At 52.4% G+C, this 23,408-nt stretch carries 15 protein-coding genes; 1 reads left to right on the forward strand and 14 read right to left on the reverse strand.

The genetic code is table 11. The features are described 5' to 3' along the window. Positions 1-83: 83 nt before the first annotated feature. The 8 genes from AC0LWF_RS17650 to AC0LWF_RS17685 all read right to left on the reverse strand — a co-directional run bounded on the left by AC0LWF_RS17650 (position 84) and on the right by AC0LWF_RS17685 (position 13,240). Complete coding sequence (locus AC0LWF_RS17650) at positions 84-2,093, reverse strand: glutaminase family protein (RefSeq protein WP_474652904.1); 2,010 nt, start codon at positions 2,091-2,093, stop codon at positions 84-86. A gap of 84 nt (positions 2,094-2,177) precedes the next feature. Next, on the reverse strand, positions 2,178-4,019 hold the full coding sequence (locus tag AC0LWF_RS17655) for a PAS domain S-box protein (protein WP_474652853.1): 1,842 nt from the start codon (positions 4,017-4,019) through the stop codon (positions 2,178-2,180). A gap of 243 nt (positions 4,020-4,262) precedes the next feature. Further along, a complete protein-coding gene (locus AC0LWF_RS17660; protein WP_474652854.1) occupies positions 4,263-5,147 on the reverse strand; it encodes a carbohydrate ABC transporter permease in 885 nt (294 codons plus the stop codon). 17 nt (positions 5,148-5,164) lie between these two features. Next, positions 5,165-6,073: an ABC transporter permease gene (locus tag AC0LWF_RS17665; protein ID WP_474652855.1), complete on the reverse strand. Its 909-nt coding sequence runs from the start codon at positions 6,071-6,073 to the stop codon at positions 5,165-5,167. A gap of 89 nt (positions 6,074-6,162) precedes the next feature. Then, positions 6,163-7,920: a type 2 periplasmic-binding domain-containing protein gene (locus tag AC0LWF_RS17670; protein WP_474652856.1), complete on the reverse strand. Its 1,758-nt coding sequence runs from the start codon at positions 7,918-7,920 to the stop codon at positions 6,163-6,165. A gap of 196 nt (positions 7,921-8,116) precedes the next feature. After that, entirely contained in the window at positions 8,117-8,890 is a 774-nt protein-coding gene (locus tag AC0LWF_RS17675) for a response regulator transcription factor (protein WP_474652857.1), read from the reverse strand. 12 nt (positions 8,891-8,902) lie between these two features. Next, positions 8,903-10,636 carry a sensor histidine kinase gene (locus tag AC0LWF_RS17680; protein ID WP_474652858.1) on the reverse strand — a complete coding sequence of 578 codons (1,734 nt, stop codon included), beginning with the start codon at positions 10,634-10,636 and terminating at the stop codon, positions 8,903-8,905. A 243-nt stretch (positions 10,637-10,879) separates the two neighbouring features. Next, entirely contained in the window at positions 10,880-13,240 is a 2,361-nt protein-coding gene (locus AC0LWF_RS17685) for a cadherin-like beta sandwich domain-containing protein (RefSeq protein ID WP_474652859.1), read from the reverse strand. A gap of 358 nt (positions 13,241-13,598) precedes the next feature. Here AC0LWF_RS17685 and AC0LWF_RS17690 point away from each other — a divergent pair, with 358 nt between their 5' ends. Next, the gene (locus AC0LWF_RS17690) at positions 13,599-14,660 is read left to right on the forward strand and encodes a LacI family DNA-binding transcriptional regulator (RefSeq protein ID WP_474652860.1); all 1,062 of its coding nucleotides are present in this window, start codon (positions 13,599-13,601) and stop codon (positions 14,658-14,660) included. Between the two features lie 795 nt (positions 14,661-15,455). On the opposite strand, the gene AC0LWF_RS17695 is transcribed toward AC0LWF_RS17690, so the two are convergent. The 6 genes from AC0LWF_RS17695 to AC0LWF_RS17720 form a co-directional block, all read right to left on the reverse strand. Next, a complete protein-coding gene (locus AC0LWF_RS17695) occupies positions 15,456-16,544 on the reverse strand; it encodes an AbrB family transcriptional regulator (RefSeq protein ID WP_474652861.1) in 1,089 nt (362 codons plus the stop codon). A gap of 192 nt (positions 16,545-16,736) precedes the next feature. Next, complete coding sequence (locus AC0LWF_RS17700) at positions 16,737-17,690, reverse strand: phytanoyl-CoA dioxygenase family protein (protein ID WP_474652862.1); 954 nt, start codon at positions 17,688-17,690, stop codon at positions 16,737-16,739. 86 nt (positions 17,691-17,776) lie between these two features. Then, positions 17,777-20,266, reverse strand: a complete 2,490-nt coding sequence (locus AC0LWF_RS17705) for a GH116 family glycosyl hydrolase (protein WP_474652863.1) — start codon at positions 20,264-20,266, stop codon at positions 17,777-17,779. A 16-nt stretch (positions 20,267-20,282) separates the two neighbouring features. Continuing rightward, entirely contained in the window at positions 20,283-21,368 is a 1,086-nt protein-coding gene (locus AC0LWF_RS17710) for a Gfo/Idh/MocA family protein (protein WP_474652864.1), read from the reverse strand. A gap of 272 nt (positions 21,369-21,640) precedes the next feature. Next, the gene (locus tag AC0LWF_RS17715; RefSeq protein ID WP_474652865.1) at positions 21,641-22,258 is read right to left on the reverse strand and encodes a glycerol-3-phosphate acyltransferase; all 618 of its coding nucleotides are present in this window, start codon (positions 22,256-22,258) and stop codon (positions 21,641-21,643) included. Continuing rightward, positions 22,255-23,358 carry a glycosyltransferase gene (locus tag AC0LWF_RS17720; RefSeq protein ID WP_474652866.1) on the reverse strand — a complete coding sequence of 368 codons (1,104 nt, stop codon included), beginning with the start codon at positions 23,356-23,358 and terminating at the stop codon, positions 22,255-22,257. The genes AC0LWF_RS17715 and AC0LWF_RS17720 overlap by 4 nt, the downstream gene beginning before the upstream one ends. Positions 23,359-23,408 lie beyond the last annotated feature (50 nt).

The following is a 23,408-nucleotide window of genomic DNA, read 5'->3' on the forward strand; positions in this document are numbered from 1 at the left end:
GAAGTATCACCTACTGCCTGCACGGAAACATGAAGAAAGACGGCGTAAATGGACCATTTACGCCGCCTTTCCAAGAAAAATGCCTACACTTGCATAGTGCCTTTGTCCTTCAGCACCTTCATGAAGATCCCGCCAACAACGCTGCGATGCTGGAAGTTCAACTGTCTCGTCGTTAACGTATCCGTCCAATCCGAGAACGGCACACGGTCCGGCGTGTCGTTCAGCATATGCCAGATTGGCTCGATCAGCGAAGTGAAATCACTGTCTTGCTCCGCGAGCGCAGCCGACCATACGAGCCAGTCCGACTTCGTATACGTCGCGCGGCTATCGAGCGGCGTGCCGTACTTGTTGCTTTGCTTCACATACCAAGCCACTTCCTTGCGAATCATATCGCGGTCGAACAGCTCTGTACCGAAGAGCACATCCCAGATCAAGTTATATTTGAGGCTCCATGTGCCTTCGGAACCGAACGCAAGCTTCGTATGCTCGCCATCTGCTGCAAGCTCGCCCCACTTAACCGCCATGTCCTGCGCCGCGCTGCGGTAACGAGCAGCTGCTTCCTCATCGCCTTGCAGCCGCTTCAGAATGCCAAAGCTCGCAACGCCCATAATCGCTTTCACAGACAGGTTCGCATTGCGGGCAAGATGGCCGGCAAAGTCATCTGTGCACAGCTGGTTCTCTGGATCGAGGCCGAACTCCAGCAGATACGATGCCCACTCGCCAAGCAGCTCGATATGGTCAAAGATATATTCGCGGTTAGCGCCAGCCAGACATGCAGCAGCCGCCATGATGAGCATGTTGCCGCATTCCTCGACCGGCATTTGCCCATCTCGCGAATTATCGCTGTACACTTGACCGTTGCCAATCGGATATTGGCCGATATCATGCGGCGCGAACTCGAACGGCCATGCATCGGTTAACGAATATTTCAGAATCGGACGGATCATGCCCTCTACGAGCGCTGGATTGTACAGCAGGTAGAGCGGAATGGACGGGTAGCTGACATCGACCGTCGCCATACAGCCATTGCTGTAACATTCCTTGGACAGGAACAACAGCTGTCCTTCCGTATCCGTTACGAGCTTATGCGCAGCGATAGACTGCCGGTAGGACAAAGCAAGCAGATCGGCATAGCGCTCTCCGCCTGCCTTCGTGCCGTCTTCAAGCAGCTGCCGGTCGAATGCCGCACAACGCTCGCGCAGTGTATCAAACTCCGCGAAGGCAGCCGCGAGCATCTCTTCCGCGCCTTGGCCGTTCCGGCGCCAATACGCTTGCAGCTTGTCGCCGAAGTACTCGACTGCATAGACGTCATCGTATGCAAGAACAACCAGATGGCTGACAGGGGACGCGCCAACGCTGCCGCTATCGAAGACAACCGCCATCACAGGGCTGGCATCCGCCACCACCCTCGCTGCCGTCACATCAGCCGGTTCGCCCTTCAGCTGCTCGCCACGGACGAAGCGCTTGCGCAGATCGTCTGTGCCCGCGAATATCCGGGCAGGCTCCGAGCGCTTCGCTGCCAGATAGAAATGCCCCCAATCGATGCGGTGGTCGTCGCCCGAACGGTTCATATAGCGCTGCTGCTCATGGCTCATGCGCAGCGCCAGCAGCTCATCGCTGTCTGCAGCTTCGCAAAGCACCGCTTGCTTCGGAAGATCGACGCACCATTCGCCCGTCACGTCGTAGTACACGCTGACTTCATGCTCGCGTCCGTCAGTCGCCTTCACTTCAAAGGATACATACGAAGCTGGGCGCGACAGGACATCAAGATCCTCCAGCAGCAGCGGCGTCAAGAAGTTCACCGACAGCGCCACTCCTCCCGCTTCAAACGTATAAACCGTGCTAAGCGGCGTCACCGTTAATCCGGTCTGCTCCATCGCAGGCGGTTCCGTATAGTACCGGTCCGCTCTCGGCTCCACTTTGCCGGCGAAGCGCCATACTGTCCCATCGATACGCACTAAGCCGGTCATCGCATGACGCTGGCCGGTCCAGTGGCGCGTATAATCGTCAGTCAGGCGATCAGCTGCCGACCAAACGCTGAAATAAGGATCAACTGTAACTAGAGGAACTGAAGAAGGACGAATTGCATGCATCATTGGGACATCCTCTCAATCTAATATATATTTTTTATAATATATATAGATTAAATCGTATATAGAAGGATGTCAATGCAGAGATCAGCGCGCTGCACGAGTGAAGGGCAGGGCAACATCAACCGTCGTCCCTTGACCGAGCTCGCTTTCGATGCTGATCTGCCCGCCATGCTCCTTCACGATTTTGTAGCAGATCATGAGGCCAAGGCCCGTCCCTTTCTCCTTCATGCTGTAGAACGGTTCGCCAAGTCGCGCGATACGGTCCACTGGAATGCCGCAGCCTTGGTCGGTTACACGAATGGAGACATGCTCCTCATTCCTTCGCCTAATTACAATTTTTATCTGGCCGCCGGTGCTCATCGCTTCAATCGCATTCTTCACCACGTTAATGAATACCTGGATAAGCTGATTCTCATCGCATTCCACCTCTGGAATGTCCGGCTCCGTCTCCAGGTGAATTTGTACATTATTCATCAGCGCGAGCGGATAGAGCAGCGAGGCTACCTGCGCCAGAACAAGCTCGATCCGGTGCATCTTGAAGGACGTCGACTGCGGCTTCGCGACCGACATGAACTGATTCGTAATCCACTCCATCTGCTCAATCTCGCTGCGCATCACATCGAGGTACCAGCTGTTCTTGTCGGTCGTCTGCTTGCTTAGAAGACTAATAAACCCTTTAATCGTCGTTAGCGGGTTACGAATTTCGTGCGCGATTCCTGCTGCAAGCTGGCCGACTAAGGCGAGTTTATCCGTCGTCCGGAGCAGCTCCTCCGTCTGCTTCAGTTCTGTGATATCGCGCCCTATCGTCAGCAGACCATTGCGCCTGCCGTCCGCGTGGAAGATCGGCACCTTCATAATGTCGTATATACGATCACCGTACGGCGTATTCGGAAGTCCATTCTGCTGACGGATGGCATGGCCCGCCTCCCAAACTTGCTCGTCCCATTCGTGGCTTTTAGCGAGAATCTCTTCGTAATGCCCGCTTCGCGCAGCCAGCTCCTTGTTCGTCAGCCCTTTATACGGAATCGACCCGATCTTAAACATAATCAGCGTATTCTGGTTGGCTTCTACCCATCTACCTTGTCCATCCTTAAAACTGACGAGATCCGGCATGGCGTTCATTACCTCGCGCAGCCGTTTCTCGCTTTCACGGAGATCTTCGATCATTTTCTTACGCTCGGCTATATCCTTCATTACCAATGCAATAGCGACAGGCTCTCCATTACTGTCCAGCAGTGGGGCAGCGGAGACGGCGATCTCGACGAGGCTGCCGTCCTTGCGGGTTCGGAAGGCTTCGTAGTAGTACGTCTGCCGAGAGTCAAGCACGAGTTTGCGAACACGCTCCACCTCATCCTGCTGCTGGTCAGCAATAGTAGGCACTCTCCTGCCAAGTAACTCCTCTTCAGCCCAGCCGAATATGGACTCGAACGCTTTGTTCATTTTAATAATATGCAACTCCGTATCCAGTACGAGGCAGGCATCATCGACATTCGCAAAGAAAAACTTCAACTGTGCTTTCGAAAGCTGCTCATCCAGAGTCGCCTCATCACTCGACTCCCTCTTACGCAGCACCATATAGACACCGGTAATTGCATCATCAACGATAATAGGGAAGCTCGTTAGTGTCATCGCAAGACGTATTCCCCGTTTATGAAGAACGACCATTTCGCACTCGTATTCCGATCCGTTTGCCGAGTCCTCGAAAGCCTGCTTGCTTCGTCCCCTGTAATCCGGAGCAGCCAAGCGATCCAGCGTCAAATCGGCAAGCTCGCTTGCCTCGTATCCAAGCCTCCGCTGTGCCGTATGGTTGGATTCGAGCAGCCTGCCTTCCAAATCAAAAGATAAAATCGCTTCGGGATGATGGTCAAACAATGACTTATAGGCGGGATATCGGTCCGTTACGGGCAATCGGTGGTTATGCGACATGATTCCTCCAAATGAATGGTTCTGTATGAGATATAGTTCTTTTATATCATAAACCAAGCTAGCAGGTTGGATTTTCTTGCATCTCTCCAGCTGCTTAATGAACAAAAAGAGCTCCAGTAAGAGTAGTTACCTACCCTCACATACAGCTCTTCTCACATACTAGTCGTTTTATTCTTTGGTATCATCCTCAATCGCCCGCTCGCTGCGGTCTAAAGCTGCCTATGCTGCGGATATCGACTAGCCCTATTCTTTCACCGAACCAAGCATAATGCCGCTAATGAAGTACTTCTGCATGAACGGGTATACGACCAGTATTGGAATCATCGTAATGACGAGCTTCGCTGCCGTGAGGCTGCGGTTGGAGACCGCTAGCAAGCTGCGAACCTGATCCACATCGCGAATCGTCGTATCGTAATTGACGACAAGCTGCTGAATATACGTTTGCAGCGGGTAGTCGTCGGTATTAATGGAATAGATCAAGCCGTCAAAATAGGCGTTCCAGTTGCCCACTACTATAAAGAGTGCAATGGTTGCCATAATCGGCAAGGAGAGCGGTACATAGATTTGCAGCAGACGGCGCCATGGCCCCGCTCCATCGATACTCGCAGATTCCTCCAGCTCAGATGGAATGTTACGGAAGTAGTTCATCATGAGAATAATGTTGAACTGGCCGACCGCGCCTGGAATGACAAGCGCCCAGATCGTGCCAAGCATGTGCGTATCCTTCACCGTAAAGAACATCGGCACTAGACTTGGACCAAACAACATCGTACCGATGACGATCCACATGTATATGCCCCGGGAGCGGAACACTTTGCTGGTTCTGGACAAAGGGTACGACGCCAGGACGACCAGCACCATATCGATAACGAGCGCAAGCACGACTCGCTGCACCGATACGCCAACCGCTGTCAGAATTGCGTGATCCTTAAAGATTGTCGTGTACGTCGTCCAGCTAAATCCAAGCGGGTAAACCGTTACAAGACCTGCCGTCGCCTTGGCGCTGTTGCTAAATGAAATCGACAGGATGTTCATCAGCGGAACGAGCGTCATTACGGCCAGCATCGTTAGAATACTGTAAATAATCGTGTTGGTTATGATATCACTCTTTGTTAATCGAATTCCCATCCATTTCACCCCGTCATCTAGAACACCTTATATTCGCCATACTTCTCCGCCAGCCATTGCGAGACAAGAATGAAGATGAATGCCACAGCCGAGCGGAACAATCCAACCGCAGTAGCGAACTCGTATTGATTGCTCTGGAAGCCCATGCGATAAATATACGTGTCGTAAATATCAGCGACCTGATACACGAGCGGATTGTACAAGTTGAATATTTGATCGAAGCCGCCGCTCAGAATACCCTGAAGACTTAATATGAGAATGAGCACTACCGTACCTTTTATGCTCGGCAGCGTAATATTCACCAGCTTGGCCCATCGTGAAGCGCCGTCTACATCAGCCGCCTCGTACAGGTTCGGATTAATGGCCGTCAATGCCGCAAGGAATACAATGGCGTTGAAGCCGAAGCCTTTCCATACATCCGTCAAATAGATGATAATCATGAACCAGGTGTTGCTGCTGAAGAACATCGTCGGTTCGCTGCCGTTCAGCTTATGTACGATACCGTTAATCATGCCGTCAATGGAGAAGAAATCTTTGAAAATACCGGCCATAATGACCCAGGAAAGGAAGAAGGGCAAGTACACGATCGTCTGTACCGTCTTCTTGAACCATTTTTTCTTAATTTCATGCAGCAGCAGGGCGAATGCCAGCGCGCACGAGACATTCAGGATGATCTTAATAACGGAGATGGTAATGGTATTGATCGTAATTTGCTTGAACTCCAGTATTTGAAACAGCATTTTGAAATGATCGAGTCCCGCCCATGGAGAGCCCCAGATGCCTGCAATCGGATCAAAGTATTTGAAAGCCATAATCGAACCGAGCGTAGGATAAATGCTGAAAATAGCCAAAATAACGATACTCGGAAAGAGCATAAAGTGATAATGAATCGATTCCTTGTTACGCACTCTGCCGCCCGTTTTCAATATAAGTTCACCCCAGTTCGAATCAAACAAATGCTGAGTTTGCTCAAGCCAAGCAGCAAGCTCAGCACTTGTTTTGTGATCCGTTATCCTTATTTGCCTACGATATCGTTAACTTCTGCTGTAATATCTTTACCGCCCATGTTGTTCCACAGCTCTACGAACTTGTCGAACTCATCAACAGACTTCTTGCCAGTAATGATCTCAAGGAAGGTCTTCTTCTCCAGATCGTCAAGCGATGCTTTCTTCTTCTGCATCAGATCGGTCGAACCGATGAATGCCGGAAGCGTCTGCTGAACCGGATTCTTCACAAGGCCAGCCGCACCGACCGCGAACTGGTTCGCAAGGCTCCACAGTCCCATATCCGCGAATTTATCCGCTGCCTTGTTGTAGTTCAGAATCGAAGTCGCTTGTACTTTCGTCTCTGGATCTGCATCTTCCATCTTCGTCTTGCCGTTTACAACGTCCATGATCGCTTTGTAGCGAACCGTAATTTCATGCGGATCTTTCGCACTGACACTTGCAGGCAGCAAAGGCATCTTCGCATTCAAATACTTCGCGCCCTCGTCGATCGTCAGCTTGTTGTACCAGTCCAGCTTCTTCGTGTTCGCTTCTTGCGCATAGTTCAGCATCTTCATAATGGCTTCTGGGTGCTTGAAGCCTTTCTTCACGACAACGAATGATCTCACGGCGCCGTAGCCCTTCGCATGTGCGATGCCGTCAACACCTTTAAGCACAGTCGCTTGCCAATTCGCATTATGATCGTTCTTCACCGAATCCGGCAGCGGGTACCATGTCGCCCACCATGCGCCCTCGAACAGACCGGCTTTGCCCTTCGCAATCGCTTCTACCGCTTTGTTGCTGTCGTTCATAATGAAATCTTTCGCAACCAGACCGTCCTTGTACCACTTCGCAAGACGCTCCAGCGCGCCTTTCATCTCAGGCTGTACGGAGCCGTAGCCAACGCTGCCGTCTGCCGTTCTAATCCATTGTCCCGGATACGAGTTATACGCGCCGAATACGAAGTCGAAGGAAGCTGTATCTGCTCCGAAAATGTTCTGCTGCGACGGAAGCGCGCCAGCACCGAATTTATCCTTGAACGCTTTCAATGTTGTCTCTACATCTTCCAGCGTTTGCGGCTCTGGGAGGCCCACTTGGTCCAGCCAATCTTTACGCGTCCAGATAACCGGGATAGCTGTCTCAACGTCGGCAATCGACGGAATCGCATACAGCTTGCCGTCCGAGGACACGGATTTCAGCGCATCTGGTCCGCCAAGCGCGATGCTGTCCTTCAAGTTCTGGGAACCGTAATCGTTATACACCTGCGTCAAATCTTCGATCATATCTGCCTTGATGAGCTTCTTCAGGATGCTAAGTCCATTCGGGTCCACGCTAATGGACAGGACATCTGGAATGTTGTTCGCTGCGATCAAGAGGCTGACCTTCTGCTCGAAGGCGAAGTTCTGGTCGCTTGTCGACCATGCCATCTTCGGCTTCACGTTCAAATTCTGCTCAAACCACTTTTCGACATCGTTGTTCTCGAAGCTTTCCCCTGCAGGCGGTTTTGTTTCTGCCGAGAGCGAGATCCCTGTCGTGAACTCGACCATCTCTGACATTTTGCCGAACGGATCCGGCTTCTCGGCAGGCGCAGCCGTATTCGCCGCTTTGTCGTTCGTGCTGTTTGCATTACCGCTGTTATTCGTGCTTGCATTTGTCGTTTGTGCGTTGCCTTCTGCGGCGTTGCCGTCTTTTGTATTTCCCCCGTTGTTCGAATTGCCGCAAGCTGCACTTGTTAACATAAGTGCGGTGACCAGTGATACAGATGCTACTGCTTTTAATTTCTTTTTCACTTGAATCCCCCTAAGACTTGAGTAGTATGACTTGCTTGTCTCTATATTAAGTGAAAGGAGGAAGATCGCGGGATAGACGATCTTCCTCTTCTAATGGGAGTTTGGTCACCAATTGCAGGCGTTTACATGACAACATTCCTACTAACTGATGAAAAGTTTCTCTTGTGTATGTAAGCGTTTACCAATGGGTGCGCATTCACCGATTTCGCTCCCGATATTCAGACGGCGTCATGCCGTTATGCTCCCGAAACAGCTTGCTGAAATACTTCTCGTCCTGGAAGCCCAGCTGGTCGGCAATGACATAGATCGGCTTCGCCGTTTTGCGCAGCAGCGCCTCCGCATTGCTCAGCTTGAGCCCTCTTAGATAATCACTAAACTGCGTTCCCATGATGTCCTTGAAGCAGACGCTGAAGTAGCCTCGGCTCATATTGACCGCTTTGGCCACTTCCTCTTGATTAATGCCGTCAAACAAATGATCGTTCAAGTATTGAATCGCATTGTTAATGCTAGCAACAACCTCGTCCGAGTAGCGTTTACCCTGATCATTTATGTAGGTCGGAGCCGAGACGAAGCCGCCGCGCTCCTTGCTGTCATGCCGAATTCGAGCAGAGATCCGTTCGAGTACATCATCGAGCGTCTCTTTCTCGAGCTGTGTCTTCACAATATAATCAATCGCGCCTAGGCGCATGGCATCCTGAATATAGTTGAAATCCTGATGACAGGTCAGCACGACCACCTTGAGATCCGGGTAAGCATCCCGCGTCGCCTTCATCAATTCAAAGCCAGACATGCCTGGCATCGTTAAGTCCATAAAAGCAATATCGACGCGATTATTTGCTAAAAACTCAAGCGCCTTCTCGCCTCCGCTCGCTTCTCCTACAATTTTGAAGCCGAATTTCTGCCATGGCAGAACAGAGATGAGCCCTTTTCGCACAAAAATTTCGTCATCCACAATTAACGTCTTCATCATCGCGACTCCCCCTTAGATCATGCTGCGGCTTATCGGAAGCGTGAGCTTGAAGGTCGTTCCCTGATCCTTCTCCCCTTTAATCTCCATTGAAGCAGCGCTTCCGTAATTAACTTCAAGCATATCCCTGACATAGCTAAGGCCAATGCCCATGCCGACTTTCTTATGCGCGTCCGCCTGCGGCTCCAGCAGTCGCTCGATCTCCTGCTCCGTCATGCCTGCGCCATTGTCCTGCACCGTGATAATAAGCTTGCCGGCTTCTTCATACGCGCTAATCTGGATATAACCGCTCTCATCCTTCAGCCCATGGTAGATCGCATTCTCCACAATCGGCTGCATAATAAAGCGCGGTACCGCAACATCTCCAAGCGCCGGATCGACCTTAATCTGTACGTCAAAATGGTACGCATACCGGATACGCTGCAAATCGACGTAGTTCTGAAGCGCCTCCGCTTCCTCGTTTAAGGAGACGATGCCGCCTTCCTTGCCGAGATTGTAATGAAGCACTCTTGTAAAGAGCGCAACAAGCCGGTCAATCTCGTCCTGCCCGTTCATCCGCGCCAGCCACTGCACCGTATTGAGCGTATTGTGCAGGAAGTGCGGGTTAATCTGGTGAAGCAGCTTCTCCACCTCGACGGCCCGTTTCTTGCGCTCCTTCTCCTCAAGCTCCTTGAACAGATCGGAAATTTTGTCCTTCATCACATGAAATTGAACGAGTAAGCCATCGAACTCCGTGATGCCTGTCCTTTTCAATTCGGAGTTGAACTTGTTATGGGATAACAGCGTAATCTCGCGGTGAATCGTACGCAGCGGCCTGTATACGACTCGCCAGATGGATAGACCGAGCAATAAACTGATTGCAATCGACAGTACCGCCAGCAGCGCGAACTTGCCCATCCACTTGCGTACGTCCGAGCTGTACGCTTTCTTCTCGACCGCCGACAGAATGTACCAGCCCTGCTCGCCTTGCTCAGCGAAGATATAGTAGCCTTTCTTAATCGAGTCGGACTTTCCCGCAGCATCCAACTTACTGACATCAATATAGGAGCCAAGCGGAAAATCCTTCTGCCCCTGGCTGTACATGACTTTGCCCTGTGAATTAAGCATAATGGAAGTTACCGCTAGCTTGTACTGCTGAGATTTAAGCAAATCCTCAAACAATTTAATACTTGTCTCCATATAAACGTAGAGATCGGCACCTTCAATGAGATTCACTTTGCGTGCGACCGAGAACACCACACTGTCCTTGGTTGATTTCATCGTCTCATGCGGCCCGAAGAACGTGGCGTTAATGCCATGGGCAAGCACCGGGAGGTTCGATAAGCGAAACCCTTCCTGTACACTCTGATTCTCGAACATGACTTGATGCATGCCCGCGTGGTAGAAGAAGATTAGTCCAATATCCGGCTTCGCGGCGTTAATGAGCGAGATGCTCTCAATAACGGCTTTCTTCTTCTCGTACTTGGTCAAAATATCATCCGTATCGATATACGTCTCAATATCGTCGGCCACTCTGCCGTTATACATCGCCAGCTGCAGCGCCGAATCCTCCAGATTGGTGAACACATTGTTGGTGCTGATCTGAATCTGCTTCATATTGCTGCGGATACCGTCATCAATATTGTTGTTTAGTAAGGAAATGATCGAAATATAGGAGATATAGCCGATTAGAGCAAGAGGAATGATCGAACTGAGCACGAGGAAGAAATAGGCTCTGCTCTTTAGCGAGTACGATGATTTTGGTAGCACAAGTTGTCCCCCTAGCAGCATGAGCCAAAACTGTTGGATGATTTACAATTCTGTCATGATTTTTCATCATTTTACGTACTCTACCTGCTTCGCGTCAATCCATTCCTGCTCACCTAGTACTACTGAAGGCCAGCCCGGCAGTCAATTAAGACCTGCGGACCAGCCCTCGTTCTGCTGATGAAGCAGCTTTAGCTGCGCGTTTCGATGATGCGGCGGTTTAGCCGCGAGTACCGATGATTGGAATTAGCTCCGAGTTACAATGATGCTGTACGTTAGCTCCGTGCCGTCTTCCGCTTTCACGCTCACCGTAATTGTATTCGCGCCAGCCTTCAGCTTCTTCACGCTGTTAATGTGAACTTTAGCCTGCGCATCAAGCGCTGTTGCCGTTACTGTCACCGATGTTGTTGTGCTCGGCACTTGAATCGAATAGGCTAGAACATTTGGATTAAATCCGGCTACCTGAACGCCGTTCACTTGCAGGTCGCTAAGCGATGCCACATTGGATTTAACGCGATTAACCGTCAGCGTATACGTGCGCTGCGTGCCATCCTCAGCGGTAACTATAACGGTTACCGTGTTCGGAATCTTCTTCAGCTTCGCACCGCCGACAACCGTTACCGTCGACTTCGCGTCAGTAGCCGTCGCCGTTACTGTCACTTCCTTCGTCTTGATCGGCACTTCGACATTGTAGCTGAGTGTAGTCGGCGAGAAGCCCGCGACTGTTACTCCGTCGATTTGCAAATCGCTTAAAGATGCATCGTTCGAGCGGATCGGCGGGAATACGAGCGACTGGTGCTGGCTGTAGAAACTGCTTGCCGCAGGTCCGACTTTCGTCAGATCACCAAGCCAGTCGACGCCGTTGGAGGTCCAAGGCATCATGCCCTGCCAGCCGTTCGCATACGCGCTGAAATAATCCTGCTCCAGCGTATGCCCTGTCGTGCCAAGCGCTGCCGTCTCGCCAATGACAGCCGGACGATCCGCACTTAGACCGAACTGCTCTGGCGTCATATACATCGGAACGCCCCAATACTGACCCATCCAGTCGTAATAGTGCGGCGCCCAGAAGTCCAGCTTCGCTAGCGCATTGCCTCCCGCTGCAGCCATCAGCTCCGTATCGCCGACTTTGTTGCCTTGGCAGCCTTCCGTGCATGTGCCGCTGTTGTATTTCACCATCGCGATACCAACCGTTGTCAGCACGTGACTGTTCTCATGAACGGCAACACTCATCTTCGCGAACAGTTTCTGCAGTTGTTCCCACGGCAGCTTGCTCTCTTCATACACCCAATCCGGCTCGTTCATGAAGTCAATCGACCACAGATAAGGGTTGTCTTTATAGCGATTTGTAAAAGGAATGACGTAGTTCGTCACATACGAGTCGATGTTCGTGTCGTTCATCAGCATGTTGCGCCAGCTGTTATAGTTCGGGTGCGAGTCTTTCATATGGTCGAACGACATCAGCGTTGCCATAATGTACACGCCGTGCTTCTGTGCGAGGTAGAACAAGCTGTCGAGATCGTTCCAATGCGCCGCCGTTGCGCCGGACACATGGCCGGATTCATCAATATCAATACCAACCTCGCCATTGCTCGTAATCCAGACGCGCGTCGCATTGACGCCATTGTCATGGAGCTGCTTGAAATGCGTATCCCAGAAGCTGAAATCGAAGTCGCCGCCAAAATCGTTCCAGTTATCCCAAGGCGTGTTCGCCCCGTTGAACCAGATCGGTTCATGACCCGCGTAGAACTTCGTGCCTTGTACGTTAATATGATTGCTGCCACCGCCTGGGAGATCGCGGATCAGCTTAATGGTGTACGTCTTGGTCGTAAGGTCCTTCGCCGTCACGAGCACGGACACTTCATTCTCGCCAACCGCTAGATTGCTGCCGCCGCTAACTACCGCTGTCGCTGCAGAGTCCGTTGTTGCAGCTGTGATTGCCGCTGAAGTCGTCGCGTTTGGAACATGCGCGATGTAGGAGAGCTTCTTGTCTGAGAACCCGGCTACAGTCACGCCGTTCACGCGAAGATCGCTCAGACTTGCCGGGCTTGGCGTTTCGACAGGAGCACCGCCGACAAGGCCAATGCTATCGATGTAGATGCTGCCGTTAAAGTCGCCGCTTGTCTGCAGCTGAACGCCAAGCTCGTTAAACGGATTGAGCGCGGCAGCCGGAATCGTAAGCGTGAGCGTATTCCAGCTGTCCTTCGTCAAGTTATTGTAAGAGACAAGCGATCCGGTCCATGACCAGTTCTTGTCCATCATATAAGGCTGAATGCCTGCAATATTAGCGCCGCTCGGCACCCAAATATGAAACTCATAAGTGCTGCCTGCCGCAAGTCCAGCAGGATTGCTCAGCTTCGCGAACGGGCTTGTCGAAGCCCCAGTTACGTTCACGCTCATCTTCAGCGATTGCGCGCCTGCGTATGCTTGTTCACTGCTGGCGGAGAGCGCTGCTCCACCTGTACCTGTAAAGCTTTGCGTGCCATTTTCGAAATGGAATAAAGCTGTGTCGGTAGTCGCATTAGCACTTGCAGGAATTGCGAGCATTGCCGCAATCATGCTCATTATGAGAAACAGTGCAGCCAATCGGCGAGTTCTCTTCATATTCATGTTCTAGTTCACCTCATCTTTGGATTTAAGCGCTTTCATAAAAAGCAAAATCATGATGCTTCTTCTTCCCATTTCTCGTCATAGCTGTGACAGTACCCCATACGCGCAACAATCCGTTTACTCAATACCCTCCTTTTGTCGAGTATTTTGTAACATAAATGCCTTACAATTATCTTAATTATGTAATATTTTCCGTCAGTTCAGATTATAATGTACCTATAAGCTTTCTGTAAATAAGACTTTTGTTTAATTTTCTCTTAATTTTGTAATGTTACAAAATTAATATTTTGTTTATTGACAAACTGATGCACTATTCTACAATTGAACCAAGGACTCTATGACTAAAGGATTGATATGCTTGAGCAAAAAGGTGACGACCCACGATATTTCGTTAAGTCTCGGCCTTTCCCGAAACACCGTCTCCAAGGCGCTTAACGACCATCCAAGCATTACAAACGAAACGAAGCAGCGTGTTATCGAACAGGCGATTGCGATGGGCTATAAGAAGGTGAAGCAGATCATTGCTGCACAGTCACAGTCCGATGGCACCCCGCCTGGCAGAACACAAAGCATCGCTTATATTACAAAGCATCAGCTGCATCACGGCACCGGCTTCTGGATGAACGTGATGAGCGGCGTCGAGGAGATTTCGAGCGGCAACGGCTACGAGATGAAGATTAGCTTCGTGAAGAATGAGGATATCGACGCCCTCGTGCTTCCCGCCGTACTCACTAGCGGGGACATTGCCGGCTTTATCGTAGCAGGCAGCATGGACAAGCCTTATACTGAGAAGCTGCTCCAGCTCCCGATTCCGAAAGTATTTATTAACATTAATCCTGAGCTGCCGCTCTCCGGTCTGGAGACGGACGTCGTGTTCATGGAGAATGAAGACAGCATCTACCAGATTACGTGTCAGCTCATTGCTGCAGGCCACCGGAGGCTCGGCTTTATTGGCGATATCAGCTCCTGCCGCAGCTTCATGGAACGCTGGTTCGGCTTCCAGCGGGCGCATTTCGATGCTGGCCTGCCCATGAACCCGGCCTATTGCATCACGTCGGCAAGCGCGGATGGCTTCCAGAACTATGAAGGTTTCGCACGCTCGCTGAAGGAGATGAATGAGCTGCCTGACGCATTCGTCTGCGTCAACGATAAGATTGCGCTTAACGTCATTAAGTATGCCGGCGAGATCGGCAAGTCCATCCCCGGCGACATCGCCGTCTCCGGGTTTGACCAGATCGAGGAAGCGGAGTTCCTCGGCTACACGCTGACGACAGTGGCGCACGACGAGCACCAGCTCGGCTTGCGGGCGACGGAGCAACTGCTGCAACGGCTGAGCAAGCCGGACCGCGCATACGAGACCATTCGCCTCGCGACGAAAGTGGTATTCGGCGAAAGCACGATGGCGGCAGTAAGGGGATAATTAGAACGGCTGTGCAGGCGCGGATTGCGCTGCGCAGCTGGTTTTTGTTTTGGGGCAAGGGGCAAAGAGCAAGGGAGGCTTATCGCGAAGAGAGCGAGCACCGTGAGCGGAGCTCGGAGTGAGGAGCTCGAAGAGAGGAGCTCGGTGAGCAGAGGCTACGATAAGGCGGAGTCGGCGAATGTAGCTGGTTTAGTGGACCTCAGTGGCACGTATATTTGGATCCTCCAACTCCAAGAGAACGTATGCGTACAATTGAAAGCAATTAGACAGCGGAGATAGCCATTTTCTCCTCCGAGAGAGCATATACGTTCTCTCAACTTCAATCTTAGGTGGTTTTGGCACTGAGAGAACGCATGCGTTCTCTCGGAAGCATTTAGTCAGCGAAAATAACCAATTTCTCCTCTGAGAGAACATATACGTTCTCTCAACTTCAATCTTAGGCGGTTTTAGCGCTGAGAGAACACATACGTTCTCTCAGAAGCAATTAGTCAACGAATAAAGCCATTTTCTCCTCTGGGAGATCACATTGAGCGACTTTTGGCGAATGTAGCTGGTTCGGTGGACCAATTCGACTCCGGAAATACCCGAAATCAAATCATCTGTATGGAAAAACCCAACATAGTTAAAAAGCCGAATCGAGGATCGATTCGACTCGGTTCAACCGTAGGCGTGAGCTCCGCTGCCATAGGCGCAAGCTTGCGAAGCACAGGGGTGAACTGCTACGGCTCAGCAGCTGTAGGTGACACATGGCATAGAGGGCCTTCGTATAGCCACTCCCCCCATCCTCTCCCGCCACTATCCCTCGCTGGAACTACGCTTGAGCGAGCGACGGAACAGCAGCCGCAGCAACGGTGGAACTGCGAAGAAAATAAAGAACATCCGGAACAGCTGGTACCCCGCGACCATGGACAAGTCGGCATCAATCTCATGCGCGATGATGCCCATCTGGTCCATTCCGCCCGGCGCCAGGCTGAGCAGCGCCGTTGGCAGCGAGATCGGGTACAGGTTCGTCAGCAGCAAGCTGAACCCCCATGCTCCAATGATGAGCAGCAATCCACTGCCTACCGCAAGCGAGATCGTCCGCAGCTTATTTTCCAGCTGCTCCGGCTTCAGAAGCAGCCCGACATAGGCGCCGATCATGAGCTGCGCCGCATCAATGAACAGCGCTGGAAGCGCCGGACCCTCCAAGCCGCACAACAGCTGCAGCACAGCGGTACCAATCGCTGGACCGAGCAGGTACGCGGTTGGGAAGTTGACCCGGCTGCCGAGCAGCGCACAGCCTATCGCTACCGGCGCGAACCACAGCATGCCGGGGAACAGCCCGCTCCAAGTCGCGGCTGCATGGTGCAGCTGTTCCACAGTCACATCCACAGCCCCACCCGTGTCATGCGTCCCTCCGATGAGCGGACTGAACACGATAATTGGAATGCACACAATAATCATCATCAGCCGGATGACCTGCGTGACCGTGACGATGGTGACATTAACGCCTTCGGTCTCCTCCGCAAGCGCCAGCACTTGTGTCAGCCCGCCGGGCACGCTGCCGAGCAGAGCGGTCTTGAAGTCCGTGCCCGAGAGCTTGGCAACAACGAACGCCATACCTGCGCAAAACAACAATAGCAGCACAATCATAAGCACCATTGAAACCAGCTGATGGGACATCTCCTCAAGCGCCGATGCGGTCATGGCTAGCCCAATCGTATAGCCAACGGTAATCATCCCCGCATTCCGAACGGAGGAGGGCCACCTGTAAGCAGATGTTCGGCCAAAAACCTTCGAACCGATCAAGACAGCAAGCATTGGCCCAAGCAGCCAAGGGATCGGCGCATGCAGCAGCATAAACAGCGCGCCGCCGAGCAGCGCAGTTACAAGTGTCTTCCCCATTTTCTGGCATTCACCTTCTTACGTACATCAATATCAATTAACAATACTACGACTATGCCAATAAAACAAAAAATCGCCCGGGCAACCCTCATTCGGAAGGCAGTTGCCGGACGATCGTCTATGCGCTTAACTATGCACTTATCTATGCACTTATCTATTAACCTGCTCGCTTCTATTCTACTCTATTCTACTCTATTCTACTCTAGCCCACTCGCAGCGTTCTCCGTCCTTCAAACCAAGCGCTTCGCGAATCATTTGCTCAACAACCGAATAATCCGCCGGATTCTCCCGATTGAAGTTCATCCGTTCGTGCGTCGGCGCGACGCGGTTGCACATGAAACGCGGTACGCCAAGCTCGTTCGTAGACGGGGCGTGATATAAGAACGGATGGCAAAGCACCAGATCCCCTGGTTCCCCCGTCGTCTCAACAACGCGCAAGGAGTAACCTTCCGGGTCCTCATACGTATTGTCCATAAACTTCGCCAGATGCTCCTTCTTCGACAGCTTCTCCTGCTCCCGCTTGTCCTGCTCCGGAGAATCCGCATAAATGTCGTCCGACGCTGACTGCTTCTTGCCGATCAGCTCCGACAGCCAAGGGTGCTTCGCACACTCACGCAGCGCCTCTCCCAGTCCCATGCCTTCTGGATGCTGTGCCAGCACCTTCGACACAATATGGTGCGAGCCTTCCGCAACAAGCGTGCCCGAGCCGCCTTTTTTCACGCTCGAGAACAAGCATACCAGCAGCAAGCCTTGCTCCCAGCTGTCCAGGTAATGACGGAAATGACTGCCGTCATAATGCCAGCCGCCCGGAACCTCTGGCCCGAAGTTGATGATGTAGCCGCCCCACATCGCGCCTTTCATCTTCTTCCCTTCCTGCCAGCGTCCCTCCCCAAGCAAATCCTCAATCGCACCAGTTAGACGTTCGGAGTTCAGTCCATCCATAATCGGATCGACATAATTGCCAAGGCGAACAACCGGCTCCGTCCAGCTGCTCTTATCCTCCTTGTGAATGCCCCGCTTCGCGAGCTCTCCCCATAGAAAATCCTGCACCTTCAGCGCCTCTTCACGCGGATAGGCACCTTCGACCTTGACCCAGCCTTTTTCCTTAAAATGCTGCACTTGCGCTTCAGTCAACACTTTCGACATGCTCGACACTCCTCGATTCATAAAATGATTAACCATAATAATAGCTTCCAGCAACCTCAAGCCGCTCTATCTGCTGCACAGTTAAGTTACACGAACTCCACTTGATCAACGGCAATCTGCCCAGCTCGCACATCTACAAAAGGCGCTCCATCCCGCACACCAGCATGCCCGTAGCCGCTAGCCGTACTAAGGAAGACGCTGTAATCCCCCGCGACCCGCGGTGATACATAGAGCTTCCGCTCCGCGGCGTCATAGCGTACGCCGCCCCAGCCTTGAATGAGTCCGTATGATGCCATCGCCCGGGCATACCAATGGCCGCATTCATATTCATTGAACGGGTTGCGCGTTCGCCCGTCATAGCGATCACGGCAGGTGCGCACGATATCGAGCCCTTCCTGCACGCTGCCAAGCGACATCAGATGGGATGCCACCTGATATTCAATCCCTGTCCATACTTCATCGCTGTATACGAACGGCAGCGACAGCTTGCCGCCCTTCGGCCATGTGCAGAGCAGCAAGCCGCCCTCTGCGCCAAGCGCAAAGCTAGGCCGCTGCGGATTGGCATGCTCCGTCAAGTCACGCTTCAAGTTATAGTTATAGACGCTGAGCAGATGGCTCCTCACCATCGCCTGATCGAGAATGTCGCCGAGGCCGCACATTTCTGCAAGCCAAGCGCCAATGACGCCGTCGGACAAGCAGCCTTTGCCATACTGGTATTTCGGCCCCTCTTCCTCAAGTAGCGCTCGCGCTTCAGTGGAATAATTGACGTTCCAAGCATCCTTGGCCTCAAGCGGCGAAGGAGCGTGCAGCCCTTCCCACACAATTCGCTGTTCAAAATACTCCCCGTTAAACAGCTCCTGCTCCACAAAGAAACGTCCGCGCTTATAGATCTCCTCGTACTGATTGTCGCCGTCCCCGCAAGCCTCCGCGATGCGGGCAGCTGCCTTCAGCGCACCGAGATAAATGGACGAGCACATGCCGTCCGGTCCCCAGAACTCAATGTCATACGTATTGTGATGCGGCTCGGAGAGCACGCCGGTCTTATCAGGGTCCCACGTATCCATGCAGTAATGAAGGCTCTGCTTCACCTTCGGCCAGATCGCCTGCAGCCAAGCCGTATCGCCGCTAATCCGCCATTCCCGGTACACTTTCATAATGCCGCCAAGCTGCCCGTCGGCTGCGGCATGGAAATCGTGATCAGCCGGCTGGATCGGCAGCGGCACGCGGAAATTCTGATGGCCCGCTGCATCCTGGCCTTCTTCAAACTCCGTATCGCGAATGGTACGCTCCAGCTCAGGGAACAAATGCGATAGCGCCTGCGCGTAATTCCATACATGCGTACATGTACCGTGGCAGCTGCCTTGCAGATCCTCACTGCCTTCCCACGCCCAGAACCTACCGTCCACCTGTCTCAGCACGGTTGGCGATTTTAATATGGATAAGTTCGCAGCTGCCGCTTCTACTAGCTCGGGCGGCAATGAGGTGCCGAAGAAGCTATCTGTGAAGACTTCGCTTTCCGCACGCAATCGGGAGTAGTGCTGTGACCAATAGCCAGCCGCTTCTGTAATATCCGCAAACCTTCCTGCATACCAAGGCTTATAGTAGCCGCCCGAAGAACTGCCTACGCCAGCTCCAGCACTCGAGTCTGCACCCTCACGCTCCGTCACTGCGACGGGAATACCTGCATTCAGGTTCGATTCCGGCACATACCAGGACAGCATGACCCTCACCGTTTGCCGCTCGTACGGCAGCAGCTCCAGAGGCACATAGAGACTTGCGCCAGGGCTTGGCGCCCCCTCCGTCACAGGTGGATGCTCGCACGACTCACCTGCTGCCACCTTGTTCCAGATCATCGTCACCGAGTCGAACCAGCCGCCTCTGAACCAAGCACAGTCCACTTTAGCCCGAGGGTCATCGCTAACCGCACTGAATGCCCCCTTCTTCCATGGCTCATCCGCAAGCGCCGGCTGGTCCAGCACGAAGCCGCTCGCATCGCCTTCAGCCCGCAGCACGCGACGTCCTTCCGTGTTCCAGCTGCTCATGAAGTTTGCCGCATGGAACGAATACACGAGCTCAAGCGACTCGCTAGTCTTGTTCTCGAAGGTGAATTCCAAGCCCGCCGCAGGCAAGCTGGAATCGTTGGCATTGAGCGGAATGAACGGACTCCAGCCCGTAATGGACACGGCAACCGGCACCTTGTCATCCTGCAGGTTCACCGTTCCGAAAGGGAATCGCCCCTCGAAGCTGCTCTCCGCAAACCGAGGCAGTCCGTAATGCTTGCCATACAGCCCGCTTCCCGGTCCCGACTCGTAGTCCTTCACCTTGGTCCCGAATATTTTGCGCCGCGGCACCTGCCCCTCCAGCACTCTTGCAACAACGTCCCCATTAGGCGTCTTCACGCTTAGAGCGGAGAACACCATCGGCTCATTCAAGTTGTTCGGTCGGTGATGCATCGCAAAATGCGACAATGCTCCCGTACCCTCCAAACAGAGCATACCCGCACCAATACCGCCTAGCGGAAACGCAATATGGGCACTGCGCTCACCTTCATAGATACCGTTATATCGCTGACTCACAGAATCACCCGCTTCCTCAGGATTTAAGCGCATTCATAATCATTTGGAAAATATACAAATCCTCACGAGCATCCTCAGGCGTCGTCTTCGGCGCATGATCGTTCGTAATGACGTCATGCAAATGCTTCATCTCTAGCGTATACGGATCGGTGAGCGTCGGACGGATGACCGATTCCGTGTAGGCTTCGCCTTCTGTCTCATAAATGTGCAGCTTCGTCGGCAGATGGCGAATATACGGCGTGTCGTACTGCACCTTCACCGTTTTGCGGCTTGCATACACTTCCACATGCGCATCGAATCGCCCTTGCTGATCCATTCCTGTCTCATACGTAACGGAGAAGGTGCCATAATCGAGAATCGCGTTTAAGAAAATACTGTCCTTATGAACCGACAGCTTCGCCCCAAGACAACCCTTCGGCATACCGATTGCCTCGCGCATCGCCGACAGGTCATGGCTGCCAAGACCAGCCAGCAGCCTGTAGAAGCTGAACAACGGAGAATCCGGTTCAAGCCCCGTCGCCTCACGGCCAAGTCGCTCCGCTCTCTCCTTGCGATCTGCCTTTGCTTCCTCCGGAATATCGTCGAACATGACCGTACGGCTCGTCGGGCGGATAAAGAAATGATTTTGCCCGATAATGTCGCGCACTCTTGCGTATGTAATGTTGTCTAGGCCACCGATCTCTTGCACAGCTTGAACGAACGACGCTGCATAACGGCGCATGTAGCCGATCATCACATGGACGCCGTTGCGATCCCTCGCCTCAATAATGGCTTCCGCTTCAGCAAACGTAAGGCACATTGGCTTCTCGATCAGCACATGCTTCCCCTGATTAGCTGCTTCAATTGCGCATTCCGCATGGTATTCATCACTATTAAGTACAAACACAACATCAAGATCCTCTTGCCTAACAAGCTCTCTCATATCGGTATACAGCTTGTCTACTCCATACTGATTGCCGACATGCGCCAGCAGCTTCGGCGAAATATCGCATATTGCCGCAATTCTGTATTGCTCCGGCAGTGATTGAAGCACCGGCAAATGGATGACCTGGGCAACCTCGCCAAGACCAATCAGTCCAACATTAAGCACGCGTCCGCTCATGTACAAGAAGCACCTCTTCCCTTGAGATGTAGTTGGTATTTAGTTTACAAAATTTAAAAATGTAAAGTCATTCAATAAACACTTTCGTAATTTTGATTATAATACTCCGCTATTACTCTGTAAACACTACATTTTATTCGACAATTCGGACATTATTTCACCACATAAGTTTACACCTAATTAGTTTTGTTTATAAAAAGCTTCAAATCCAGTAGATCCTGCGGCGTATCCTATGCACAGCAACAACAAACGGCTCCCTGGGGAGCCGCCCTTTAGCGCTTCATATGAACGTTAAGCGTGCCGATGAACCGGCGCAGCTCCTTGCGATGCGAGTACAGGAGCAGCAGGAAATTCACGAAGCCGAATGTGACAACTGAAGCGGAGTAATCGGATAGGAGAATATAGATTGTCAGGACGAGCATGCCGAGCACGACTTGGAAGCCATCCGCCTCTGACGAGGTCGGCTTACCCTTGCTCAGGAGCCTCCCTGTAAGCAACAGAATTGCAAGAATAATGGCATATGCAAGCGAAGCCGTGAATGCCGTGAGCCCGCTCCATACGCCGAACGTCACCGCGATTGCTTTGCCGCCTCTTAGCTTCATGAAAGGCGGGAATATATGGCCAAGCACTGCCGCTGCGCATGGAAGGACAAGCTCGAAGCCTCCTAACTTATCTGCATGGATAAGCCAGAGGATGGGGAGGTAACCTTTTAGAAAATCAAGCACAATACCGGTCAGTCCATAGGAGTAACCCGCTGCCTTCCACAGATTGAGCGCGCCCGGGTTGCCGTCGCCATGCTCCTTCAGGTTCTGCTTAGCAAGCAGACCAAGCCAATAGGAAAACATCAGCCCGCCGGAGAGGAATGCCAGCAGCGTCCATACGACGATCATCGCTTCGACCGCCCCCCAACCTCGATGTGCCTGCCTTTCCAAGCGACCTGCCCGCAGCATACAACCTGGTAGATGGAGTACAGCATAATAAACAGGAAGAAAACCGTGCTAATCGGATGCAGCGCAGGCAGCCATCTCCCGAACCGGCCCGTGTAGCGGATAAAATAATAAATTTGCGCCGTATACAACAGATACCCTGCTGCGAGCGGCAGTGCCAAGGACGTTCCCAGCAGAAAAGGAGCCGCTTCCGCTACAATCAGGCCGATGAGCCAGACAGCAACAAGCAGCGTCGTCCATAGGCTAAGCTTGCTTGTGCTGAGGACAGCCCCTTTGCTGAACCCTTCGATTTCGCTGCGAATGCCGCCCGGATACATCCGAAACGACACCGTGCCATACCCGATATAATTGTTGACGGGAATACCCATTTTCATAAATTGTGCACCGAGATTCAGATCATCGAGCAGTTCGGCCTTCACACTTTCATGGCCTTTGACTGCCTCGTAGTCTTCTCTCGTCGTTAGAATGCAGGAGCCATAGAGCCCTTTCCGCGGATTCGTCCGTTCCATCGGCGACGTAAATGCATAGAGACCGAGCAGGTTCGGGATCAGCGCGAGCCGCTCATAGAACTTCCCCGCTTCGTGATAGGGCACAACGGAGATCGTCCCACCCTTCTGCGCTCGTGCTGCGAGCAGCGCCTCCATCGCATGCGATGCAAGCCGGACATCTGCATCGAGAAAAGCGATCAGATTACCGCTTGCTCGCTGGTAGCCGTTCCATACGGCCCAGTTCTTGCCTGTCCACCCAAGCGGCAGCGCCGGGCACGATATGACCGTCACCCCGAACTGTTCGGCAATTTCTCGCGTGCGATCCCCGGAGTGATCATCGACAACGATTATCTCCATCTTACCTATCGTCTGTGCCTGAAGGGAGCTGAGCAGAAAGGCAAGATTACGCTCTTCATTTCGGGCTGGTATGATGACGGAAAGCTTCCCTTGCGGCAGCGGATGATGTTCTGGCAACACCGGAACTGTATTTCGGCGGAATAACAGCAAACCCGCGGAACAAGCGCAAATGAGCAGCACAGCAACAACAAACTCCATATTCGTTCCCCCACCCCAAAAAAGCTTGTTTATCGCGATCTGTACAAGTA

The sequence above is a fragment of the Paenibacillus sp. sgz302114 genome, assembly GCF_056120345.1.

What these genes read in the sequence shown, in the direction of transcription:
- AC0LWF_RS17710 (WP_474652864.1), bottom strand. Translation starts at nt 21,368, where the DNA reads ATGAGCGGACGCGTGCTTAATGTTGGACTGATTGGTCTTGGCGAGGTT.
- AC0LWF_RS17695 (WP_474652861.1), bottom strand. Translation starts at nt 16,544, where the DNA reads ATGGGGAAGACACTTGTAACTGCGCTGCTCGGCGGCGCGCTGTTTATG.
- AC0LWF_RS17715 (WP_474652865.1), bottom strand. Translation starts at nt 22,258, where the DNA reads ATGATCGTCGTATGGACGCTGCTGGCATTCCTCTCCGGCGGGCTGATG.
- AC0LWF_RS17685 (WP_474652859.1), bottom strand. Translation starts at nt 13,240, where the DNA reads ATGAATATGAAGAGAACTCGCCGATTGGCTGCACTGTTTCTCATAATG.
- AC0LWF_RS17700 (WP_474652862.1), bottom strand. Translation starts at nt 17,690, where the DNA reads ATGTCGAAAGTGTTGACTGAAGCGCAAGTGCAGCATTTTAAGGAAAAA.
- AC0LWF_RS17720 (WP_474652866.1), bottom strand. Translation starts at nt 23,358, where the DNA reads ATGGAGTTTGTTGTTGCTGTGCTGCTCATTTGCGCTTGTTCCGCGGGT.
- AC0LWF_RS17655 (WP_474652853.1), bottom strand. Translation starts at nt 4,019, where the DNA reads ATGTCGCATAACCACCGATTGCCCGTAACGGACCGATATCCCGCCTAT.
- AC0LWF_RS17675 (WP_474652857.1), bottom strand. Translation starts at nt 8,890, where the DNA reads ATGATGAAGACGTTAATTGTGGATGACGAAATTTTTGTGCGAAAAGGG.
- AC0LWF_RS17650 (WP_474652904.1), bottom strand. Translation starts at nt 2,093, where the DNA reads ATGCATGCAATTCGTCCTTCTTCAGTTCCTCTAGTTACAGTTGATCCT.
- AC0LWF_RS17660 (WP_474652854.1), bottom strand. Translation starts at nt 5,147, where the DNA reads ATGGGAATTCGATTAACAAAGAGTGATATCATAACCAACACGATTATT.